Origin of the sequence: Vreelandella arcis (assembly GCF_900103865.1) — a bacterium.
GTDB classification, from domain to species: domain Bacteria; phylum Pseudomonadota; class Gammaproteobacteria; order Pseudomonadales; family Halomonadaceae; genus Vreelandella; species Vreelandella arcis.
Map to the genome: position 1 here is coordinate 125,357 of NZ_FNII01000010.1, position 19,805 is coordinate 145,161.

Here is a 19,805-nt window from a genome sequence, read left to right on the forward strand (position 1 = left end):
AATGGGCAATAACGGACAGCCTGTTATCGGGGTGGGCGCTATTGTGCTTCGCCCGGATGGAACCGTGCTGCTTGGATACCGCGATAAACATGGAGAATCGCCGTGCTGGTGCTTGCCCGGCGGTCATGTTGATGTGGGGGAGTCATTTGAGACAGCAGCCATCCGTGAAATGGCAGAAGAAACAGGCATTACCGAGTGGCAACGCGTGCAGGTCCTGGCGATAACCCAACACCTGAGTAGCTCAGTCTCTACAGTGACAGGTGCAGTGTTAGTTACGGTGAAGCAGGATGCCGAAGCAGTATTGCTTGAGCCAGAGGTGTTTACTGAATGGCGCTGGTTTAGCCCCGACGCTCTTCCCTCGCCGTTATTCGCGGCAAGTCAGGCGGTATTGGCATATTGGCTTGGCGATGAGTCGCCAACCGGCTGGGAGACATATCCCATCGCTCAAGCAGAGTGAATTTTGCTATGTAGAGCGCAAGCTTTCCATCGGCACAGACGTATCAAACTTATGCCGCTTACGCGACAGTAGCGTGCGGAACTTGCGCATATTGTCGTCGGCATAGAGCACACGATCGCAGAAGCGGTCGTACTCATCTAAATCAGCGACTGTCACGATCAATACAAAATCACACTCGCCGGTTACCTGATAGCACTGCTTCACTTCAGGGGCGCTCAGCGCTGTTGTTAAAAACCGCTGGTAGAGTGATTTGTTATCCCGCTCCATGGTGACTTCTACCACCATGTGAAAGCACTGCCCCAAGGCGTCAGGATTGAGCAGTGCTACCTCCCGCTCAACGATTCCAGCGTCGTGTAATCGATTAACGCGCTTTAAACAGGCAGAGGGTGAAAGCCCTATCGCATCCGCTAATGCTTGGTTGGTTAGGCTGGCGTCACGCTGAAGTTGGTCAAGGATTCGTCTATCAATGGCGTCCATGAAATAAAATGTCCTTTCTGCGCTAATAAAGAACGAATAGTGATTGTTAGTGCAGTATTGGAAAGAAGATTTTGCGTCAACCCCATTATCATAACCGTTGTTTAAACGATGGCAACGGGGGCTTGATGCGAATAAAAAGCTATCACTTATTTGCTGGAGTAAGTCGCGTACTGCAAGACGCGCTACGCGTGTACGTGACGCTTCTAAAAATTCTGATTCCGGCGTTGCTCGTGGTCAAAGGGTTAGAGCTCTTGGGTGTTATCGGCTGGCTGGGAAGGATATTAGCCCCCTTAATGAGCGTACTCGGCTTGCCCGAGCAGATGGGCGTTGTGTGGGCGGCGGCGCTCTTTACCAACTTGTACACCGCTATTGCGGTATTTTTTCAAGTCGTCGGTGAAACGCCTTTGAGTGTTGAGCAGGTAACGGTACTGGGTGCGTTGATGCTGGTAGGTCATTCGCTTCCCGTTGAGGGAGCTGTTGCCAAGCGTGCTGGCGTACCCTGGTGGGCTACGTTAGTCCTGCGTGTAGGTGGGGCTTTGCTGTTTGCTTGGCTCTTACACTGCTTCTATTCGTATTTTAGTTTGTTACAAGCACCTGTTGAATTGGTATGGCAGCCAAGTTTTTCATCAGCGCCAACGCTAAGCGGTTGGGCGGTTGAACAGCTTGAAACGTTAGCACTTATTTTTGTGATTATTTTAGCGCTGATTGTGTTCCTAAAACTTCTGCAAAAGCTCGGCCTGGAGCGCTGGATTCATCTTGGCTTGCTACCGCTACTCAAGCTATTAGGTATTGGCCGTTCGGCTGCTAATGTAACGGTGATTGGTTTTACGTTGGGATTAAGCTATGGCGCAGGACTGCTGATTCGTGACGTGCAAAACGGGGTGCTTAGCAAGCGCGACAGCACGTTAGCGCTGTGTTTTCTCAGTCTTTGCCATAGCGTTATAGAAGATACGCTGCTGATCTTAATGCTCGGGGCTGATATAGCGGGCATCTTATGGGCACGGCTGCTGTTTGCTGTTGTTGTCACCGCGATGATTGCCCGCTGGCCCAACGCCACGGCGAATATTAAATAGGCAACTAAACAGGCTGCCGTAAACGTAGAATAGAGACGCCTAATCCGATAAAAGCACTGCCCATCATGCGATTGACCCACTTAACGCGTGATTTGTTGCTAAGCCAACGGGAGAGGTTTTTAGCGAGTCCACCATAGATCATCAAGGTTGCGAAAGAGAGCGTCATAAAAGTGCCAACCATGATGGTAAACTGGGGAAGTAAAGCGCTCTGTGTATCCAGAAACTGCGGAAACAAAGCGGTAAAGAATAGGATCGCTTTTGGGTTACTCATGGCCACCAGTGCGCCTTCACTAAAGGTGCGCCATCTGGGGGTTGGTTTGGTTGCTATTGCAGAGACCGCAAGAGAGGCTCGGCTACGCCACTGACGAATGCCCAGATAGATCAAGTAAGCCGCGCCGCCCAGCTTAAGTAGGTTAAACAGCACCTCTGAGGCATTGAGTACCACACCTAACCCCAATACAGCCGCACTCGCCAGAATGAGTAAGCCAGTGATATTGCCCAGCGATGATAGTGCCACGCGCTTGACTCCTCCTGCCATGCCATTGCGCACCGCGACTAGAAAAGCGGGCCCGGGGCTAGCAATACTGACCAGGGCCACAGCAACAAAAAGCAGCCAAGTGGAAAGCAACATGGGCGCATCTCCTGAAGGGGTTGAAGTGACTCATTGCGTTAATCCTAATGGATAACGCCTGTCTAGACGACTCAGAAGCGTGTTTAAGGCGAGCCTCCGACCGACATAATCTCCCCATTGCCCTGGCGCGATGGCTTACGATGAGCGAGAGTCTGAAAGCAAAGCGCTCAGCTCAGAACGTCATCTCGACCCGCTGTGCATTGGCAAAGTTTGACCCGGTCAGGTGGTTGAGGAAGGTGCCGTGGCCCACGACCGCAATGCAGTTCTCGGGGCGGGCCGAGAGCCAGTCAGCAAAGCGGGAAACGCGCGCCTCGAAGGCATCCAGCGACTCACGCGGATAGGGATAGCCGTCCAGAGGGCCGTCAAACCACCATGGATCGTCGAGGTGGTCGAAGTGAAAGGCCGAAAACTCAGCGGCGAGCAACGGCGGCGACCGGCCAATATCGCAGTAGCTCTCCTGTTTCTCGCGGTGTAGTGCCTCGATCAGCCGGGGTGCGGGATGATTTTCGAACGCCGCGAGCGTGGTCTGGATCGCGCGGGTTAGCGGCGATACGACTACAAGTTCGATGTCGCGTAGGGCCGCCACGTCCTCGGCCAGCGCCTTTGCCTGGCTGTGTCCTAATGCCGTCAGGCGTGCGTCGCGCAGAGTTGGGTCGCTGCGCACTAAGTCTTCGTCTAGGGCATCGGCGACCCGGGCGTTGTGTTCTGACTGGGCGTGGCGGATAAAATGAACGCGTTTCGCACACATAAGGGCTTGTCCTTTCGGTTTTCGGGTCAGGAAGTGGCCGGGTCGGTGACCAGCCTCGTAATGTAGCTGCTTGGATAATATGCTCACCAGAGTAAGCCCACCTTTTCATGGTGGCCACCTGCCCTGATTGCTGTGGCGCCTCCGCTATGCTCAATTGATGCGCTAGACTTTATTGTCACAGTATTTGGCGTACACTTACTTTGTACTACATACAGGGACAGAGGAGCGCATCATGACTGATATAGCCGCTTTACTCGGCAGTGACGCCGATAGTTTGCTTAATCACACCTGCCAGGGCGTGCCCCGCGATAGCGTGCACCTGCCGGGCCCAGATTTTATTGACCGTGTTATGGCGGATAGCGACCGCAGCCCCGCCGTGCTGCGCAATATGCAGAGCTTGTTTAATCATGGGCGTATGGCGGGCACCGGTTACCTAAGCCTGCTGCCGGTGGATCAGGGCATTGAACACTCAGCAGGTGCCTCTTTCGCACCTAACCCGCGTTACTTCGACCCGGCCAACATCGTTGAGCTGGCGCTCGAAGGTGGCTGCAACGGTGTGGCATCAACGCTGGGTGTGCTGTCATCAGTGGCGCGGCGTTATGCCCACAAAATTCCGATGATACTCAAGCTCAACCATAACGAGACCCTTAGCTACCCGGCGATATACGATCAGACGCTATTTGCCGATGTCGAGCAGGCCCACGACATGGGATGCGTGGCGGTGGGGGCAACGATTTACTTTGGCTCTCACGAGAGCCGTCGGCAAATCATGGAGATTAGCGAGGCCTTTGAGCGCGCTCACCAGTTAGGCATGGTGACGGTATTGTGGGCTTATCTGCGCAATCCAGCCTTCAAGCAGGAGGGCGCTGATTATCATGTATCAGCCGACCTCACCAGCCAAGCGAACCACATGGCGGCAACGCTTAAAGCGGATATCGTCAAACAGAAACTGCCTGAGAACAATGGCGGCTACCGTGCGGTAGGCTTTGGTCATACCCACGATAAAGTGTATAGCGAGCTGACCACTGATCACCCCATTGATCTGGCCCGCTACCAGGTAGCCAACTGCTTTATGGGCCGCGCGGGTTTGATTAACTCCGGTGGAGGCTCCAAAGGCCACTCGGATCTCGGCGAAGCGGTGCGAACGGCGGTGATCAACAAGCGCGCCGGGGGAATGGGTCTGATCTCCGGACGCAAGGCGTTCCAAAAATCCATGCCGGAGGGCGTTGAGCTGCTGCATGCGGTTCAGGATGTCTATCTCGCTAAAGAAGTAACGGTTGCCTGATAGTCGCGATAGCACCGGCCACTAAACTGGACTTGATGTCGCCATTGGCAGCTCAAACAAAGCCAAAAAAATGGCGATTGACCCCCTTGAAAACCGTCTGAACGCTCCTATTTTGCAGATTAAGGAGGCGCTGCTCTCTGATGTAGCTGCCTCTTTCGGCCATCTGTTTAAGCTAGGAGGTGTTCGCTATGTTTGACGATATTAAGCGTTTCGAAACCGGTTCACCTCAGCAGTTGGACTGGTTCCGTCAGCTACTGGATGGCTTCTTGCCTGACGGTAATGCAGCGGATATTCGCGCGGTGCCACGGGGCAGTTTTCCCATGATCAACGTCGCCCGTAGCGACGATACGGTCAGGGTGTATGTGTTTGCCGCGGGGCTGGCGCCCTCGGATCTGACTATCGATGTTCAGGATAATGTGCTTACTCTGCGTGGCAAGCGCGAGCCTGTGATGGGCAGCAACGAGGATGGAAGCGCGCGCCCAATATTCCGTCGTGAACGCGCCAGCGGCGAGTTTGTGCGTGCCATCGCGCTGCCCGACGGCCTGGATGCAGAGCGGGCAGAGGCGCGCCATTCTCATGGCGTGTTCGAGATCGTGCTGCCCAAACGCGAGGAGCTCAAGCCGCGGCGTATTGATGTTCAAGCGGCCTGATGATTGTTTATTAACCTTGATAAGGAGGGATAAACGATGAATAACGTCGTTCGTTCATCTAACCGTTCCCCGCTCCAACAGCGTGGCGATGAGCAACGCCAACAGGAAACCGAAACCCTGTTACCAGCGGTGGATATCATCGAGGAGCCTAATGCCCTCAAGCTGGTGGCCGATATGCCCGGCGTAACGCATGAAACGCTGAAAGTAGAGCTCGACAATAACGTGCTGAGCTTGGAGGGTGAAATAGCCTTGAATATGCCCGAAGGGCTGAGCGCGTTGCATGCCGAGGTACGCGGCCAGCGCTTTGCGCGGCGTTTCAACCTCAGTCACGAAGTTGATGGCGATGCCATTACGGCCAGTATCGTCAACGGCGTGCTGACGCTAACGCTGCCCAAAAAAGATAGCCACCGCGCGCGGCGTATCGAAGTTCAGGCAGCTTGAGGCCTGGCCTCTGAGTAAAAACTAAGCAAAAAGCCGAGTGTCCGCTAAATGGCGGGCACTCTTTTTTGCGAGTCGATTGGCTATCGTCCCAGGTAAAACGCGCCTTTACCCACCACCACCGCGTTACCACCCACCGTCACCAAACCGGGCTTGATATTGCCATTGGCGGCGGTGTGGATAACGCTGGGTCGGCCCATTTCATCGCCCTGATGAATCGTGCAGCGCAAAGCGTTTGACTGCCTTGATGCCAAGTAGCCGGTCAAAGCCGCCGCGGCGCTGCCGGTGGCAGGGTCTTCACCGATACTGTTGTGCATACAGAACATACGGCTGCGCACCACGGTTTCCGTCTTGTTGGGTATATCCGTCACGTAAAGGTAGATCTGCTCGGCGGCGCTGGTTGCCACAGTTTCTGCCCAAGTGGTTGGTGATATCTGAACGCTCGCTAAAGACGCTACGTCTGCCAGCTCAATCAAATGGTAGGGCAACCCGCAGGAGGCAACCACCGGGTCGCCCACCACCTGATGTTTTTCAAGCCCTAACAACGTTGCGGCGGTATCGTGCCCAAGCGGGCTATCCATCACCGTGGCGGGCTGGGCGGTGATAAAGGTTGCGCTTCCCTGCGCAAAGCTAACCGCTAACTCGCCGACCGGTGGCTGTAGCACCAAGGTGTGCTCAGGGTTGACTCGCTTTAACTCTGCCAGCAGGTGCGCGGTGCCAATCGTGGGGTGGCCGGCAAACGGCAGCTCCATGGTCGGCGTAAAAATTCGCATGGGGTAGTGATTAGGCTCAGTGGCGGCACCTAAAAACACCGTTTCGGCAAGGTTAAGCTCATTGGCCAATGCTTGCATGGTGGTGGTGCTTAGTCCTTCGGTGTTTAGAAACACTGCCAATGGATTGCCGGTAAACGGCTGGTTGGTAAAGACGTCGAGTAGGTAATACTCAGCGGTTTTCATCGGGGCCCCTTTTAAACGATGTCTGCTGCCAGAACGGTTTATGTCCCTCTTTTCGCGCCTGGGCACGGGTAATACCGATATCTTCTAGCAACCGGTCATCAAGCGCCAGTAGCTGGCGGCGGCTGCGGCGGCATTGTTGGTAGTGTTGCAGCTGATAGCGAAGCTGGGTAAGGCGGAAGCGTGGCATGGCCGTTCTCCTTGAGTGCTATGTGCCTAACCAGATTACTCAGCGCCGCCGCTACAATACAGATATAGACTTTTCTATTTTTAAGATACAGAGTGAGTGTTTTATACCTCTGTATGGTGGTTGGGCAGCACATCTGTATCTTTTTTGGGCGAGAGGGAGGGCAGTGGTATGACACGCTATGAAGAGGTCGCTGGCATTCTACGCGAGCGTATTGAGCACGGTATTTACCGCGTGGGTGATCGGCTGCCCTCAATTCGGGCGGTGTGTCAGGAGCTGGACGTCAGTATCTCGACGGCCCAGGAGGCCTACCGCCAGTTGGTGGACGTGGCGTTGATCGAGTCTCGGCCCAAATCGGGCTACTTCGTGTTACCCAGCCGGGTGCCGTCGGTGTTGCCGTCGGTCTCTCGCCCTGCCCAGCGCCCGCTGGATATTTCCCAATGGGATCAGGTGCTAGAGCTCGTCGCTACTCAGCGCGACGACGACCGGTTGCTGCTGGGGCGTGGTGTACCCAATCTTGAGTATGAGACGCTGCGGCCGCTGTCGAAAATCCTCGCTGGCCTGCATCGCAGTACTGACCTGAACGGATTCAACTACGACAAGCTGAACGGCAGCCCCGAGCTTCGCCAACAGGTGGCGCGGCTGGCCATCGCCTCCGGCTGCCTGCTGCACCCGGATGACATCATGGTGACCACCGGCTGTCAGGAAGCGCTGGCCATTGCGCTGCGCACCCTTACCCAGCCCGGCGATGTCGTCGCCGTGGACTCGCCCAGCTTTTACGGCACCATGCAGATCCTCAAAGCCAACGGTTTAAAAGCGCTGGAAATCCCCACTGACCCGCAAACCGGCATCAGTCTGGAGGCGCTGGAGTTGGCGCTGGAACAATGGCCGATTCGCGCGATACAAGTCACGCCGACCTATAACAATCCGCTGGGCTACACCATGCCTGAAGCACGCAAGCGAGCGCTGTTCCAGCTCGCCCAACGCTTCGATGTAGCAATTATCGAAGACGATATCTACGGTGACTTGTCATTTACTCTGCCTAGGCCGCGCACGGTGAAATCTTTCGATGACGATGGGCGCGTGATGCTATGCAGCGGTTTTTCCAAAACGGTGGGTCCAGGGCTGCGGGTTGGGTGGCTGGCGCCGGGGCGTTATCGCGATCAGGCGATGCATATGAAGTATGTCTCCACCGGCGCCTCGGCTACGTTGCCGCAGTTGGCAGTGGCGGAGTTCGTCGCCAAAGGTCACTATGAGCGACACGTCCGTTACGCCACCCGCCAGTATCAGCGTCAGCGGGATATCATGATCAGTTGGGTGCAGCGCTACTTTCCCCAGGGAACGGGTATCAGCTACCCACAGGGCAGTTTCTTGCTATGGGTAGAGCTACCCGCTGCCGTGGACTGTGTGCGCCTGAACGAACGCCTGGCGCAGCGTGCTATTCACGTGGCGCCGGGGTCGCTATTTTCAGCCTCGGGTAAGTTTCGCCAGTGTCTGCGCCTGAACTATGCGTTTACGCTAACACCTGCCATCGAAGACGGCGTGCGCATTGTCGGCGAGCTTGCTACCGAGATGGTGGAAGAAGCGCAGGAGCATGCGGTGGAGGTAGGGTGATGGGGCAACACTAGCTGTTTAATACCATGGGAGAGCCATCATGCAATCCAAAGAACACTGGGAAGGGGTATACACCAAGAAGGCGTCCACAGAGGTCAGTTGGTTTCAGGAGCATGCGGCACTTTCCGTAAAGCTCATTCGCAATGCTGACATTCCCACATCAGCTTCAATCATTGATGTAGGTGGTGGTGCCTCAACGCTGGTGGATGACTTGCTAGCGCTTGATTATGAAAAAATTACCGTGCTGGATTTATCCTCATCCGCGCTGGCCACAGCAAAAGAACGCCTTGGCAAGCGTGCCTCACACGTCATATGGCGTGAAGAAAATGTGCTGGAGGCTGAGTTTCGTGAGCATGGCTATGATGTTTGGCACGATCGCGCCGTTTTCCATTTCCTCACGAGTGAGGAAGAGCGTCATCGTTATGTACAAAAAGTGATGGGGGCTGTTAAACCGGGCGGTCTTGTGATGGTGGCTACCTTTGCCGAAGATGGCCCAACCCAATGCAGCGGGCTCCCCGTGATGCGCTACAGCGCTGGCGAATTGCACTCAGAGTTTGGTGAACCGTTCGAGCTTATCGGTCACGAAAAAGAGTCACACCAAACGCCTGATGGCAGTGAACAAAAGTTTATATACTGCCTTTGTAAGAAAATGATGTAACGACGCCTTCATTTAACAGGCCGTTGAAATTGCTGCCTTGCGTGCTCGATACGTTCACGCGTAAAGCAGCCGAGCGAGTGATCGTTGAGCAGCCCCATCGCCTGTATAAACGCAAAAACGATAGTTGGCCCAACGAATTTCCAGCCTCGCTTTTTTAACGCCCTGGCTAGTGCGTTGGATTCAGGCGAGGTGGTCTGGGTTTGCGGCGCGCCGCCACACTACTGGCGGCGGGGGTGTCCATCGGGGCGCTAAAGCCGGGCATTGAGCGCAACTTGGCAATATCCTAAGCATCATAAGTTCAGGGTGCTTCCGCGCATCGGTATTAAACGCCCATGATCGATGATTGGGCCAGTGGGCTGGCCTTCGGGGGCGCCGCCTTGCGGTTCAATACTGACGGCTAAATCGGCGTTGAATAGCTGGGCGCGCAGATCGGCACTGGGTTCCAGACGGTGGCTACCTTGCTCAGGTAACAGGCCCAGCGAAATGGGTGTGCCATCAGCAATCAACCAAAGCTCACCGGTCTGTTCGCTGCCGACTTGGGTCGGTTGAACCGCTTGCACGATCAGCTCTCCTTCCTGAGTCGCGCTAATGATCCAGCTTGGCGTGCGTGATTCGTCCTGAACCACGAAGACGGCTTCTCCGTCTGGTAGCTGGGTCCGTTCAGCTTGTTGCCAAAGAAGGCCCAGCGCCACCGCGATCACTCCAAAGCTGGTCGCCATGGTCTGCCAAGCACCCAGGCGTTGCCACCAGCGCAAGGGTGACGCGCCGGTCGCCTGGGTAATGCGCTGCCAGACCTCCTTGGGCGGTGTTTTAGGGTCCAGTTGCTCGTTGAACAGGTGCAGGTATTCTCGCCACTCTTCCACGTCATTACGTAGATCATGGCTGACAGCCAGCAGCGCCTCAAAGCGTGCTTTCTGATCGCTATCCAATACGCCCAGTACATACTCGCCAGCCGCCAGGTGGCGATCGTCAGGGTCGCTTAAATCCCATTGGTTAGGCATGTTTTTAACCTCTCAAGTCCACGGCGGATCCAGCTTTTGACGCTGCCCAGCGGTTGGGACAGAGAGTGAGCAAGCTCGCTGTGAGTCATCCCCTGAAAGTAGGCCATTTCCATTAACTGGCGCTGACGACGGCTGAGTGTGTCGAGACAGTCGTTCAGCTTATCGTTTTGCTGATGATTGATACTGTCATCTTCAGGGTCGTCGGTGCCCAATAGCGTGGCTAACAAGGGTTCATCGGTGGTGGTGTCCTGTGGTTTCTGGCGGCGCAGCCAGTCAATGCCAATATTGCGGGCGAGTGTTGAAAGCCAGGTCATCGGCTTGGCTCGCGTGGCGTCATATTGATCGGCAGCATGCCAGATTCTGATGTAAACACTTTGCAGGCAATCCTGTGCGGCACTCTCATCTCTTACTATACGCAGCAGTTGAGCATATAGATGCGCACTGGAGATACGATAGAGACGTTCGAATGCGTGGCGGTCGCCCTGGGCGCAGCCGTTTAGTTGCTCAATAAGATACTGCTGGCGTTGCGTTGCATCTTGCATTCAGACATCTCTGCGCGGTAAACCGAACCATCAGTCTTGGGTAGCTTGGCGTTGAAGGCAATAGACGCCATATCAGCGGCTAGTAAATTTTTTTGAAAAGTTTGCATCCACCTGGGCATCAGCCGCGTAAGTGTTAGTGAGCTTGCATTGTTGAGCTCTTTTACTGACAACCTGGAGATGCCCCAATGAAACTCAAACTTCTTACTGCTGGCCTTTGTGCTGCTGCCCTCTTTAGCGGTGTTGCTGTTGCCGATCATGGCCCTACCACGGTAGGCGGCGCCAACATGCTTCCTGAGCGGAATATTATCGAAAATGCTGTTAATTCAGGTGACCATGAAACCCTGGTAGCTGCCGTGCAGGCGGCTGAATTGGTTGAGGTGTTGCAAGGCGAAGGTCCTTTTACCGTATTCGCGCCGACTGATGATGCCTTTGCAAAACTTCCTGATGGCACCGTCGATACGCTTCTTGAGCCTGAAAACCAAGAGCAGTTACAGACAGTCCTGACTTACCACGTGGTACCCGGCAACATGAACCGGGACGCGTTGTGGGAAAAAGTGATGGAGAAAGATGGCGCCGTCGCGCTCCAGACCGTTCAAGGCGAGTATCTTACCGTCACACGCAATGGAAATAACCTGATGGTCATGGATGCCCAAGGAAACGGCGCCAACATGACCGTCGTGGATGTAGCGCAGGCGAACGGCGTGATCCACGTCATCGATAGCGTGTTAATGCCCTAACGGTTCAACTCACATCGAATAATCACCGTTATTCGTTTGAGGTGACGTTTAACCACCGCTTGGCTTGCCAGGCGGTGGTTTTTTACTGACCAGTTGGCCGTAAAAAACCTTCTCGGGCGCGAGCTGCTTTGTCGCGAATGACGCACACTTCGGCATGATCGTTAACCAGCCCCATTGCCTGCATAAACGCAAAAACGGTAGTTGGGCCAACGAATTTCCAGCCGCGTTTTTTTAGTGCGTTTGCCAGGGCAATGGATTCAGGCGAGGTGGTCTGGGTTTGTGGCGCAGCGAGTGCATCGGAGGGAGGCTCGTAGCGCCAGAAGAACGCAGCCAGAGAGCCTTCCTGCTCGACCATTTCTTGGGCTCGCTTGGCATTATTAATCGTTGCTTCGATCTTGCCGCGATGGCGAATAATACCTGCGTCTTGCAGCAAGCGTTGCACATCATCGTCGCCAAAGCGGGCGACTTGATGAAAGTCGAAGTGGTGGAAGGCAGCGCGAAAGTTTTCGCGTTTGTTAAGAATGGTGCGCCAGCTCAAGCCCGACTGAAAACTCTCCAGGCATAGCTTCTCGAACAGCCGCTGGTCATCCGCTACCGGAAACCCCCACTCATTATCGTGATAGGGCAGCAATTCCGGCGCGCCGCCGCACCACTGGCAGCGGGGGTATCCGTCGGGGGCGATAAAGTCGTTAGCCATCAGTGACCTGTCAATCGAACCATTCTTTCGCGGTACGCCACAGGCAGATACCGACGAAGTACACAGAGGTGACGCCCCAGCCCCATAGTGCCCAGGCCGCGTGCTCTGGGGTGGAGAGTACCAGTGACGTGGCACAGACGAACCACGCAAGCGTCACGGCGATATTGAGCGGCATGAACAGGCGCACCCGGAACGGGTGAAGAAACTTCATCCGTGTCACGGTGAGGGCGGCCAGCAAGACAATCACGGCAAACGTGAACCAGGGCGGCAGATCAAGGATATAGACATAGACCGCAACGACGTTCCAGGCGGCAGGAAAGCCGACAAAGAAGTTATCCTGGCTTTTCATATTGACGTTGCAGAAACAGAACATCGATGACAGCAGAATGATGAACACTGTCAAAAGCCCGAGGTTGGGCGGCAGCTCAATGAAGAAGTAGATGAAAAGCGCCGGGATAAAGGCCCAGGTAAGGTAATCGATGACCATGTCGAGGGTTGAGCCATCGAAATGGGGCAGCACGGTCTTGACGTCGAACTTGCGGGCCAGGGTGCCATCGAAACCATCGACCAGCATCGCCGCGCCTAGCCAGAGAAGACAGCCAACCGGATTATTGTCGACCAGGGCGAGCATCGCCATCGTGCCGAGCAGAACGCCAATGGCCGTAAAGGCATGCACGCCCCAAGCCTTACCTATCGAAGCGCGGGATTCTGTTTGCGAAGAGAACGGTTGAACCACGTTGACCCCATCGGGAACGCGTTGTCCCCTTGCTGGTTGATAGAAAGATGCGTGCGTAAAGAGCATTACCCTACTACAGGAAGGTACTCGGAGAATACGCGGCAGGCCATCTATTGATGGAGGGCGACATTTGCTGTCATGCACTGCTAGGTAATGGTCACCGATTGCTTTAGGGCCATGTAAGCATCGCTAAGCCATGCACCGGCATTGGTAAGCTCGCTTTCCGTTGAGCCCGCATAGCCGAGCACTAAACCAGGGCGCCTGTTCTCGGCGAGGTAATAGCGGGAAAGTGGCGAAAGCGTAATACCTTGTTCCTCGGCGCGTCTTACAAGCATGTTTTCTTCTTCGATGGTGTCGAGTTCGGCTAACAGGTGCATGCCCGCATGGCCGTCAGAAAGCCGAAGCCCTGCGGCCACTGCAGGCGCTAATACTGCTCGCAAGCAGGCTTGGCGCTGGCGGTAAGCGGCCCGCATCCGGGCGATGTGGCGAGTAAAGTGCCCGTTGGCAATGAATTCGGCGAGGGCCGACTGTACAGGGTAGTTACCCTCTCGGTGCAGGCGTGCGTGGGCCAGTCTGACGTCTTCGGCAAGCGCTTCAGGCACGACCAGATAGCCCAGGCGTAAGCCGGGATAGAGCACTTTACTGAAGGTGCCTACATAAATAACCGATGCCTGTTCATCGAGGCCCTGGAGCGAGGGCGTTGGTGGCGTGTCGTAACGAAATTCACTGTCGTAATCGTCTTCAATGATCCAACTGCCAGTGCGAGACGCATGCTCAAGTAACGCCAGTCGCCGGGGCACTGGCATGGTAACGCCACTGGGATACTGGTGAGAGGGTGTAACGTAAATTAGCCGAGGTGCTGGCGCATCCTCCGGGGCGAGCGACTGGTTGAGTCCTTGTTGGTCGACGGGTATGGGCGTGACCGCTAAACCTGACGCCAGAAAGCAGGCCTGGGCGCCGCCGTATCCCGGCTCCTCCATCCAAACCGAATCCCCATGATCGGTGAAGAGCTGGGTAATCAGTTCAAACGCTTGCTGGGCGCCTTGGGTGATGACGATCTGCTCTGGCCGGCAACGCACCGCTCGGGAAAGCCGCAGATAGTCACAAAGGGCCGCTTTGAGTGCAGGTAGCCCACCGCTGGTTTGATAATCCATCCATGACAGTTCCGCCTGATAATAGTGTCGCCGTAACAGCCGCTGCCACTGCTCGCGGGGAAACAGGTCGAGCGCAGGGACGCCAGGCGCAAAGGCGCGATGACCGTGGCTTAACGTTCCGCTTAGCGTTAATAGTTTGTTGCCACGGTTTGAGTAGCGAACGGGCGGCGGGGGTGGAAGCGCTTCCCTGGTTAACAGCGTGGGTAGCGCCGCCACGTAGAGCCCTGCTCCCTGTCGGGCAACCAGCAATCCCTCCGCGAGTAGCCGATCCATGGCAGCCAGTACCGTGTTACGACTAATGCCCAAAGTGCGGGCCAAGTAGCGGGAAGAAGGAAGCGCATCGTCAGCCGTCAACTCACCGTGTTGGATCCACTCCTTTAGCGAGCGGTACAGCTGCTGAACCAGCGTAGCCGCTTCGTGCGGGTTTAGCCTTAGCGCTAGCGCCTCCGCAATCCAGTCGCCAGCCGCATCATGTCGTTTCACTGGTTCCCTCAAATTAGCGTTAATTGGCTCTTTATCGTAGACCACTATAGCGGCAATCTGTGTTGAATCACCACCCAGTTGGAGCAATCGTTATGGTTAACATTCGTTCGGCGGTACTCAATGACCTGGAACCACTCAGTGGTTTACTCGATGGCTATCGTCAGTTTTATAAACAACCGAGTGATATAGACGCGGCGCGTGATTTTTTAGATCAGCGCATGGGGCTCGGAGATTCATTTATTCTGGTTAGCGAAAACAGTGGAGGAGCGCTCACCGGTTTTGTACAGCTCTACCCTGGGGTTTCCACGGTGGGCTTAAATGCCCGCTGGACGCTGAATGACCTCTTTGTGCTGCCCGATTGTCGTGATAAAGGCACCGGAAGGGCATTAATGGAAGCCGCTACACAACTGGCTCAAGAGCATGGTGTGGCACGTTTGATATTAATGACGCAAGTAGAGAACGAGCGCGCCCAGCACCTTTATGAGTCATTGGGCTGGCAGCGTAACACCGCTTTTTACGGCTATTTACTCGATATCAAATAAGGGGCAAGCGATGACTAACGATGATCAATCTGCGGTGCTGGCATTTCCTCCCGCGAAGCCCGCCGCCATGGCCGCGGCAATGTATGACAAGCTTTGCTACCACACGGATGCCTGGGACGTGGCGCAGGATTTGGCTAATGGTATTGCAGCTATTGTGGTGATCGATACACGCAGCTTTGAGCACTACTGTGCCGGGCATATTCCAGGGGCGATCAGCTTGCCGCATAAGGAAATGACACCAGAGCGCTTGGCAGAGCTGGATAATACCCATGTTTATATCACTTACTGCGATGGTATTGGCTGTAACGGCTCTACCAAAGGCGCGTGGAAGCTGGCAAGTGCAGGGCTTCAGGCAAAAGAGCTGTTGGGCGGGTTGGATTTTTGGCGTCGTGACCAGCATCCCATCCAAGCAGGTGAGCAACGAGGAAGTTTAGTCAATACAGAGCCGGCGAAATGTGGGTGTTAGGTAATTAAAATTATTTAAAATAGACTTTTCTATGTTGGGAAAAGTGAATTTGGAATCCGCATTTCAATGATTTATGCATCTTTTATCTATTTGTTGGCTGTGATTAGTCCAGGCCCTAATTTTGTGTTGGTTAGCCGTTATTCTTCTTTGGGAAACGTTAAGTACGGTTTTGCAGTCACTTTAGGTATTTGTACTGTCAGTATTTTCTTCTCGGTAATCTAGTTATTAGGCTTGGCTAGTGTTCTTCGCGCTTTTCCGTATTTTACTAATGTATCTGTGGTCTTAGGCGCTGGTTATTTGATATTTATAGCATGCGTTATATTTAAGGGAACTCTTGAGGATGAAAGGTCAACGGACGGAGAGGCTCGGGTGTCTGAGAAAGATTCCTTTAAATTTTTTAATTCGTATCGCGTCGGTGTTTTGACGAATTTATTTAACATGAAAACCATAGCGTTTATGGTAAGCATTTACTCCGGTTTTCTTGCGGTTCCTCGTTCTATTTTTGAGCAAATTTTCATTGTGGTTGTTTGCAGTAGCTTAGAGTTCATTTGGTATTTTCTGGTTGCTTTGTTGTTCGGTAGTTCATTGGTTAGAGGTGTGTTTAATCGTTACAGGGTTTCAATAGATAGGGGGTTGTCTTTGTTCTTGGTTTTATTTGCAATGCAGAATATTTATCATATTATTTAATAACTTTAAGTGACAGTGTTGGAGTGTAGTTTCAAATAGTTAACGTGGCTTTTCCTGCCCAGAATGGTACTGCTCAATTGATGTCTCTAAATGTTTTGCGTTGGCTTGAGAGCAGAGTAAGTAATCACTCTCCGGCAGCTTGCACACATCCACCCACTGGCCATTGACCAGCTCGGCCAGTCGCTTGGGGCTTAGGCGCACGGCGCTATTGGGCGAGCCGGCGGCGGGGAGCACTTCGTCAAAGGCGTGGAGCGATTCATCGCAGTACACCGGCAGGTCGGTGGCGAGGCCAAACGGACAAACCCCGCCCACCGGGTGACTGGTGAGTTCCATCACCGTCTCGGCGTCGAGCATTTTGGCTTTGCCACCAAAGGTCTCGCGAATCTTGCGGTTATCGATACGCGCGTTGCCGCTAGCGACAATCAGCAGCGGCTTTTCACCCACTCGAAACGCCAGGGTTTTGGCAATTTGACCAGGTTCTACGCCGTGGGCGTCGGCGGCGAGCTGCACCGTGGCGGTGCTGGCTTCAAGCTCCTCGATGGTCACATCCGGTGCATGCTCGGCAAAAAACTGGCGAACGGTCTCGACGCTCATCGTGGCTCCTTTAAGTCGGCGAAATAACTAACCTAACGTGGACTTGAACATTAGCCAAGCCACGGGGGCGTGGTGATCCTGGCGGGTTCGAGCTGCATGATGATCTCGCCGTGGCGTACCGAGAGTAGTACGTCGCCCTGGGTGCGCAACACGCTGTAATCGTCCTCGCCGTCCAGCAGGTTGAAGCTGGCGGGTTTGCCCACCTCAATGCCGTAGTGCTCCTCAATATTGAGCGTGCGGGCGCTGTTATCAGTAATCAGCGAAAGTGCCTGGCTGAAGTCCTGATAGCCCATCATATGGCAGATATGCAGGCCAAAATCTAGCGTGCGCAGCAGCTTGCCGTTACCCAGCGAGTACCAGGGGTCGACGATGGAATCTTCGGCCAAACACACGTTGATGCCTGCGTCGTTGAGCTCTTTCACGCGGGTCACGCCGCGGCGTTTGGGGTAGCTGTCGAAGCGACCTTGCAGGTGGATGCTTTCGGTCGGGCAGGAGACAAAGTTGATGCCCGAGCGTTTAAGCAACAGAAACAGCTTGGAGCAGTAGGCGTTATTGTAGGAGTGCATGGCGGTGGTATGGCTGGCGGTCACGCGGCTACCCAAGTCGTGACGCAGTGCTTCATAAGCCAGAACTTCAAGAAACCGCGAGTTGGGGTCGTCGATTTCGTCGCAGTGTACGTCCACCAAGCGGTCGTACTTGATCGCCAGTTCTATTACCCTCTCCATGGAGGCCACGCCCAGCTCGCGGGTGTATTCAAAGTGGGGGATGCCGCCGACCACATCGGCGCCGATCTCCAGCGCTTCTTCCAACAGTTTGTCACCGCCGGGGTAGGAGAGCAGGCCGTCTTGCGGAAAGGCGACGACCTGGATGTCGATCTTATCTTTCAGTTCATCGCGCAGGGCGCACAGCGTTTTGATCCCCACCAGGCTAGGATCGCTGGTATCCGCATGGGTGCGCACAAACTGAACGCCGTTACCGATCAGCAAATTAAGCGTTTTCAGCGCACGCTCGCGAATATCCGCTTCGGTAAGCATGGGCTTGCGCTCGCCCCAGCGTTCGATGCCTTCAAACAGTGTGCCGCTCTGATTCCAGTTGGGATCCCCTGCCGTCAGTGCCGCGTCCAAATGAATATGCGGCTCAACAAACGGCGCGCAGAGTAATTTGCCCCCCGCGTCGATTTGTCCTTCGCTTGCGGTTTGCGGGGCGTCCTGGGCGGTAATCGCGCTGAACGTGCCGCTGTCTATCTCGACGCGGTAAAGCTCTGGGGATTGGCGCAAACGGGCGTTTATGATCTGCATGCTCATATAAAAAAGGGGCTCACTTATTGTTTAGCGGGGGAAGGAAGCGTATCGCCAAGCGTAGCGTGCTTGACGCGCAGTAGCACGCCGTAGCTGGCTGCCGCCACCGCAACACCCACCAGCGGGGGCAATAACGGTGAAAAGTAGGCCGCCCCGGCGCCTAATGCATAGGCGGCTAACCCACGGCGATTAAAGTCAGGGAGTGCCGCGGAGTCCAGCGCGGGGTAGCGGCCTTTATGTTTGAGCCAGAAGTCCGCCATGATCACCCCGCCCATGGGCGGAATAAAGGTGCCCAGTAACACTAAGAAAGGAATCAGTAGGTTGTACATGCCGCATACCGCCAGCACGGTGCCAATGGCTGCACCGCCTACCGTCACCAAACGGCGCTTTTCGGTGCGCAGCAAATTACAGCCCGCCACGGCGAAGTTATAGATGGTGTTGTCTTGGGTGGTCCAAATATTCAGAAACAGCATTAGCACGGCGATGGTGACAAATCCTTGGGCGATGAGCACATCGACGATATCTGCCTGTTGATAAATCATGGTGCCCAGCGCCCCGGTGAGCACCATCAGGCCGTTACCCACAAAAAACGCCGCTAATGTTGCAACCACAGCAATTTTGGGTGTTTTAGCGAAGCGGCTCCAGTTGGTCGCTTGGGTGCCGCCGCTAATAAAGGTGCCGATAATTACGGTAATCGCCGCCGCCACGCTCATGCTTTCCGTAGGCGTTTGTTGGCTTAGCCCGGCAAACCCGCGCACATCGACCAGACCGGTAAACAGGCTGATGACGATAAACAGCATCATGACCGGGACGGCAAAGCGCGACAGCCAGTCCATGCCCTTGTAGCCAATCATGGCGGTTACGCAAAAACCGAACCCAAATAGCACCATTAAGGGGATTTCCAGCCATTCCGGCATCCCAGTGGTGCGCACCAACACCAGGGCGACGGTGGCGGTGCCCCAGGCGTACCAGCCAATCTGGGTAAAACCGAGAATAAAATCGGACAGCTTGCTGCCTTTCTCGCCAAAGCAGAAACGCCCCATCAGCACCGAGGTGAGACCGCTTTGACAGGCGATATAGGCGAGCGCTGCTGCGTAAGCCCCCAGCAGCAGGTTGCCGATGACGATAATCCACAGCAGTTGGCCAATCGAGAAGGCCTGCCCCAGGGTGCCCCCTGCCCACATGGTGGCAGTAAAAAACGTAAAGCCCAGCAGAACGGCAGACGTGGAAAGCAGGCCCTTGCGGGCCCTGGCAGGGACTTCACTGAGCGGATAATCAGAGGGGTTCATGGCAGGCTCCTAATGGATGAGTGTTTCCTCTATTCTCTTAATATAGGCAAACCTCGTGCCAAGTGATTATTTAGTGGTTTAAAGGGCTGTCGACGATTAATCCGCGTATTAACGTTTCGACAACGCCGTTGTATCCATCCGCCAATGAATATTGCTTGGGATCCAGTCGCCGAGCCAGCCCCAGACATTTGGCGCAACGATCTTGGTCACCTGAATGGTCGCCATTAACGTGGTAATTTGCAGGTAGGAAAATCCCTGTCCTTCGAGATACAGGGGGCAATAAGGCAAAAAACCGCCAAGGAGAGCGAATAACCAGAAATAGAGATTGAAAAGTCGAAAGTAAATGGCAAGCCTCTTTCAGACTATCGAAAAGCCATGGCGTCAGGCGTTGGGCAGGGCGCACAAAAA

25 protein-coding genes and 1 pseudogene are annotated in these 19,805 nt (G+C 54.7%); 11 read left to right on the top strand and 15 right to left on the bottom strand.

Annotated elements, in window-relative coordinates; genetic code table 11:
• Position 1: 1 nt before the first annotated feature.
• Positions 2–457, top strand: coding sequence for a nucleotide triphosphate diphosphatase NUDT15 (locus tag BLR97_RS13310; RefSeq protein WP_089707018.1), 456 nt, complete (start codon positions 2–4; stop codon positions 455–457).
• A gap of 6 nt (positions 458–463) precedes the next feature.
• Here BLR97_RS13310 and BLR97_RS13315 read toward each other — a convergent pair whose 3' ends face one another.
• Complete coding sequence (locus BLR97_RS13315; RefSeq protein ID WP_089707019.1) at positions 464–934, bottom strand: Lrp/AsnC family transcriptional regulator; 471 nt, start codon at positions 932–934, stop codon at positions 464–466.
• Between the two features lie 125 nt (positions 935–1,059).
• Here BLR97_RS13315 and BLR97_RS13320 point away from each other — a divergent pair, with 125 nt between their 5' ends.
• Positions 1,060–2,007: a nucleoside recognition domain-containing protein gene (locus BLR97_RS13320; protein WP_089707057.1), complete on the top strand. Its 948-nt coding sequence runs from the start codon at positions 1,060–1,062 to the stop codon at positions 2,005–2,007.
• 4 nt (positions 2,008–2,011) lie between these two features.
• Here the strand turns inward: BLR97_RS13320 and BLR97_RS13325 are convergent, their stop codons facing one another.
• Entirely contained in the window at positions 2,012–2,638 is a 627-nt protein-coding gene (locus BLR97_RS13325; RefSeq protein WP_089707020.1) for a LysE family translocator, read from the bottom strand.
• 172 nt (positions 2,639–2,810) lie between these two features.
• A complete protein-coding gene (locus BLR97_RS13330; RefSeq protein ID WP_089707021.1) occupies positions 2,811–3,386 on the bottom strand; it encodes a histidine phosphatase family protein in 576 nt (191 codons plus the stop codon).
• Positions 3,387–3,618: 232 nt separating this feature from the next.
• On the opposite strand from BLR97_RS13330, the gene BLR97_RS13335 reads away from it, so the two are divergent.
• The 3 genes from BLR97_RS13335 (at position 3,619) to BLR97_RS13345 (ending at position 5,762) form a co-directional block, all read left to right on the top strand.
• Entirely contained in the window at positions 3,619–4,671 is a 1,053-nt protein-coding gene (locus BLR97_RS13335) for a class I fructose-bisphosphate aldolase (RefSeq protein WP_089707022.1), read from the top strand.
• Between the two features lie 188 nt (positions 4,672–4,859).
• On the top strand, positions 4,860–5,321 hold the full coding sequence (locus tag BLR97_RS13340) for an Hsp20/alpha crystallin family protein (protein WP_089707023.1): 462 nt from the start codon (positions 4,860–4,862) through the stop codon (positions 5,319–5,321).
• Between the two features lie 36 nt (positions 5,322–5,357).
• Positions 5,358–5,762 (top strand): Hsp20/alpha crystallin family protein, encoded by a 405-nt coding sequence (locus tag BLR97_RS13345; protein ID WP_089707024.1) that lies wholly within the window; start codon positions 5,358–5,360, stop codon positions 5,760–5,762.
• 80 nt (positions 5,763–5,842) lie between these two features.
• Here BLR97_RS13345 and BLR97_RS13350 read toward each other — a convergent pair whose 3' ends face one another.
• Positions 5,843–6,715: a PhzF family phenazine biosynthesis protein gene (locus tag BLR97_RS13350; RefSeq protein ID WP_089707025.1), complete on the bottom strand. Its 873-nt coding sequence runs from the start codon at positions 6,713–6,715 to the stop codon at positions 5,843–5,845.
• Complete coding sequence (locus tag BLR97_RS13355) at positions 6,702–6,902, bottom strand: DUF1127 domain-containing protein (RefSeq protein ID WP_089707026.1); 201 nt, start codon at positions 6,900–6,902, stop codon at positions 6,702–6,704. The genes BLR97_RS13350 and BLR97_RS13355 overlap by 14 nt, the downstream gene beginning before the upstream one ends.
• A gap of 168 nt (positions 6,903–7,070) precedes the next feature.
• Here BLR97_RS13355 and BLR97_RS13360 point away from each other — a divergent pair, with 168 nt between their 5' ends.
• Both BLR97_RS13360 and BLR97_RS13365 read left to right on the top strand, forming a co-directional pair.
• The gene (locus tag BLR97_RS13360) at positions 7,071–8,513 is read left to right on the top strand and encodes an aminotransferase-like domain-containing protein (protein ID WP_089707027.1); all 1,443 of its coding nucleotides are present in this window, start codon (positions 7,071–7,073) and stop codon (positions 8,511–8,513) included.
• A 40-nt stretch (positions 8,514–8,553) separates the two neighbouring features.
• Positions 8,554–9,171 (top strand): class I SAM-dependent methyltransferase, encoded by a 618-nt coding sequence (locus tag BLR97_RS13365; RefSeq protein ID WP_089707028.1) that lies wholly within the window; start codon positions 8,554–8,556, stop codon positions 9,169–9,171.
• Positions 9,172–9,179: 8 nt separating this feature from the next.
• On the opposite strand, the pseudogene BLR97_RS13370 reads toward BLR97_RS13365, so the two are convergent.
• The 3 genes and pseudogenes from BLR97_RS13370 to BLR97_RS13380 all read right to left on the bottom strand — a co-directional run.
• Positions 9,180–9,380: pseudogene (locus BLR97_RS13370) on the bottom strand (DNA-3-methyladenine glycosylase I); the annotation flags it as partial.
• Between the two features lie 81 nt (positions 9,381–9,461).
• Positions 9,462–10,172, bottom strand: coding sequence for an anti-sigma factor (locus BLR97_RS13375; protein ID WP_089707029.1), 711 nt, complete (start codon positions 10,170–10,172; stop codon positions 9,462–9,464).
• The gene (locus BLR97_RS13380; protein WP_089707030.1) at positions 10,151–10,714 is read right to left on the bottom strand and encodes a sigma-70 family RNA polymerase sigma factor; all 564 of its coding nucleotides are present in this window, start codon (positions 10,712–10,714) and stop codon (positions 10,151–10,153) included. Before BLR97_RS13380 ends, BLR97_RS13375 begins: the two co-directional genes overlap by 22 nt.
• Before the next feature lie 185 nt (positions 10,715–10,899).
• On the opposite strand from BLR97_RS13380, the gene BLR97_RS13385 reads away from it, so the two are divergent.
• Positions 10,900–11,451: a fasciclin domain-containing protein gene (locus BLR97_RS13385; RefSeq protein WP_089707031.1), complete on the top strand. Its 552-nt coding sequence runs from the start codon at positions 10,900–10,902 to the stop codon at positions 11,449–11,451.
• A gap of 82 nt (positions 11,452–11,533) precedes the next feature.
• Here BLR97_RS13385 and BLR97_RS13390 read toward each other — a convergent pair whose 3' ends face one another.
• The 3 genes from BLR97_RS13390 to pdxR all read right to left on the bottom strand — a co-directional run bounded on the left by BLR97_RS13390 (position 11,534) and on the right by pdxR (position 14,521).
• A complete protein-coding gene (locus tag BLR97_RS13390) occupies positions 11,534–12,148 on the bottom strand; it encodes a DNA-3-methyladenine glycosylase I (RefSeq protein ID WP_089707032.1) in 615 nt (204 codons plus the stop codon).
• Positions 12,149–12,158: 10 nt separating this feature from the next.
• The gene (gene pcsA / locus BLR97_RS13395) at positions 12,159–12,842 is read right to left on the bottom strand and encodes a phosphatidylcholine synthase (RefSeq protein WP_422821925.1); all 684 of its coding nucleotides are present in this window, start codon (positions 12,840–12,842) and stop codon (positions 12,159–12,161) included.
• Positions 12,843–13,030: 188 nt separating this feature from the next.
• Positions 13,031–14,521, bottom strand: coding sequence for a MocR-like pyridoxine biosynthesis transcription factor PdxR (gene pdxR, locus BLR97_RS13400; protein WP_089707034.1), 1,491 nt, complete (start codon positions 14,519–14,521; stop codon positions 13,031–13,033).
• Between the two features lie 92 nt (positions 14,522–14,613).
• Between pdxR and BLR97_RS13405 the strand changes: the two genes are divergently transcribed.
• The 3 genes from BLR97_RS13405 (at position 14,614) to BLR97_RS20190 (ending at position 16,216) form a co-directional block, all read left to right on the top strand.
• Entirely contained in the window at positions 14,614–15,063 is a 450-nt protein-coding gene (locus BLR97_RS13405; protein ID WP_089707035.1) for a GNAT family N-acetyltransferase, read from the top strand.
• A 10-nt stretch (positions 15,064–15,073) separates the two neighbouring features.
• On the top strand, positions 15,074–15,529 hold the full coding sequence (locus BLR97_RS13410; RefSeq protein ID WP_089707036.1) for a rhodanese-like domain-containing protein: 456 nt from the start codon (positions 15,074–15,076) through the stop codon (positions 15,527–15,529).
• Positions 15,530–15,760: 231 nt separating this feature from the next.
• Positions 15,761–16,216, top strand: coding sequence for a LysE family translocator (locus tag BLR97_RS20190; protein ID WP_211605144.1), 456 nt, complete (start codon positions 15,761–15,763; stop codon positions 16,214–16,216).
• A 39-nt stretch (positions 16,217–16,255) separates the two neighbouring features.
• Here BLR97_RS20190 and BLR97_RS13420 read toward each other — a convergent pair whose 3' ends face one another.
• The 4 genes from BLR97_RS13420 to BLR97_RS20195 form a co-directional block, all read right to left on the bottom strand.
• Complete coding sequence (locus tag BLR97_RS13420) at positions 16,256–16,810, bottom strand: YbaK/EbsC family protein (RefSeq protein ID WP_244511308.1); 555 nt, start codon at positions 16,808–16,810, stop codon at positions 16,256–16,258.
• Between the two features lie 50 nt (positions 16,811–16,860).
• Complete coding sequence (gene codA / locus BLR97_RS13425; RefSeq protein ID WP_089707037.1) at positions 16,861–18,114, bottom strand: cytosine deaminase; 1,254 nt, start codon at positions 18,112–18,114, stop codon at positions 16,861–16,863.
• A gap of 17 nt (positions 18,115–18,131) precedes the next feature.
• Positions 18,132–19,397 carry a cytosine permease gene (gene codB, locus BLR97_RS13430; RefSeq protein ID WP_089707038.1) on the bottom strand — a complete coding sequence of 422 codons (1,266 nt, stop codon included), beginning with the start codon at positions 19,395–19,397 and terminating at the stop codon, positions 18,132–18,134.
• Between the two features lie 108 nt (positions 19,398–19,505).
• Complete coding sequence (locus BLR97_RS20195) at positions 19,506–19,742, bottom strand: MFS transporter (protein ID WP_211605148.1); 237 nt, start codon at positions 19,740–19,742, stop codon at positions 19,506–19,508.
• Positions 19,743–19,805 lie beyond the last annotated feature (63 nt).

Excerpts from the sequence above, each read along its gene's own strand:
- BLR97_RS13310 (WP_089707018.1), top strand. The coding sequence starts at position 2 with ATGGGCAATAACGGACAGCCTGTTATCGGGGTGGGCGCTATTGTGCTT.
- BLR97_RS13315 (WP_089707019.1), bottom strand. The coding sequence starts at position 934 with ATGGACGCCATTGATAGACGAATCCTTGACCAACTTCAGCGTGACGCC.
- BLR97_RS13320 (WP_089707057.1), top strand. The coding sequence starts at position 1,060 with ATGCGAATAAAAAGCTATCACTTATTTGCTGGAGTAAGTCGCGTACTG.
- BLR97_RS13325 (WP_089707020.1), bottom strand. The coding sequence starts at position 2,638 with ATGTTGCTTTCCACTTGGCTGCTTTTTGTTGCTGTGGCCCTGGTCAGT.
- BLR97_RS13330 (WP_089707021.1), bottom strand. The coding sequence starts at position 3,386 with ATGTGTGCGAAACGCGTTCATTTTATCCGCCACGCCCAGTCAGAACAC.
- BLR97_RS13335 (WP_089707022.1), top strand. The coding sequence starts at position 3,619 with ATGACTGATATAGCCGCTTTACTCGGCAGTGACGCCGATAGTTTGCTT.
- BLR97_RS13340 (WP_089707023.1), top strand. The coding sequence starts at position 4,860 with ATGTTTGACGATATTAAGCGTTTCGAAACCGGTTCACCTCAGCAGTTG.
- BLR97_RS13345 (WP_089707024.1), top strand. The coding sequence starts at position 5,358 with ATGAATAACGTCGTTCGTTCATCTAACCGTTCCCCGCTCCAACAGCGT.
- BLR97_RS13350 (WP_089707025.1), bottom strand. The coding sequence starts at position 6,715 with ATGAAAACCGCTGAGTATTACCTACTCGACGTCTTTACCAACCAGCCG.
- BLR97_RS13355 (WP_089707026.1), bottom strand. The coding sequence starts at position 6,902 with ATGCCACGCTTCCGCCTTACCCAGCTTCGCTATCAGCTGCAACACTAC.
- BLR97_RS13360 (WP_089707027.1), top strand. The coding sequence starts at position 7,071 with ATGACACGCTATGAAGAGGTCGCTGGCATTCTACGCGAGCGTATTGAG.
- BLR97_RS13365 (WP_089707028.1), top strand. The coding sequence starts at position 8,554 with ATGCAATCCAAAGAACACTGGGAAGGGGTATACACCAAGAAGGCGTCC.
- BLR97_RS13375 (WP_089707029.1), bottom strand. The coding sequence starts at position 10,172 with ATGCCTAACCAATGGGATTTAAGCGACCCTGACGATCGCCACCTGGCG.
- BLR97_RS13380 (WP_089707030.1), bottom strand. The coding sequence starts at position 10,714 with ATGCAAGATGCAACGCAACGCCAGCAGTATCTTATTGAGCAACTAAAC.
- BLR97_RS13385 (WP_089707031.1), top strand. The coding sequence starts at position 10,900 with ATGAAACTCAAACTTCTTACTGCTGGCCTTTGTGCTGCTGCCCTCTTT.
- BLR97_RS13390 (WP_089707032.1), bottom strand. The coding sequence starts at position 12,148 with ATGGCTAACGACTTTATCGCCCCCGACGGATACCCCCGCTGCCAGTGG.
- BLR97_RS13405 (WP_089707035.1), top strand. The coding sequence starts at position 14,614 with ATGGTTAACATTCGTTCGGCGGTACTCAATGACCTGGAACCACTCAGT.
- BLR97_RS13410 (WP_089707036.1), top strand. The coding sequence starts at position 15,074 with ATGACTAACGATGATCAATCTGCGGTGCTGGCATTTCCTCCCGCGAAG.
- BLR97_RS13420 (WP_244511308.1), bottom strand. The coding sequence starts at position 16,810 with ATGAGCGTCGAGACCGTTCGCCAGTTTTTTGCCGAGCATGCACCGGAT.
- codA (WP_089707037.1), bottom strand. The coding sequence starts at position 18,114 with ATGAGCATGCAGATCATAAACGCCCGTTTGCGCCAATCCCCAGAGCTT.
- codB (WP_089707038.1), bottom strand. The coding sequence starts at position 19,397 with ATGAACCCCTCTGATTATCCGCTCAGTGAAGTCCCTGCCAGGGCCCGC.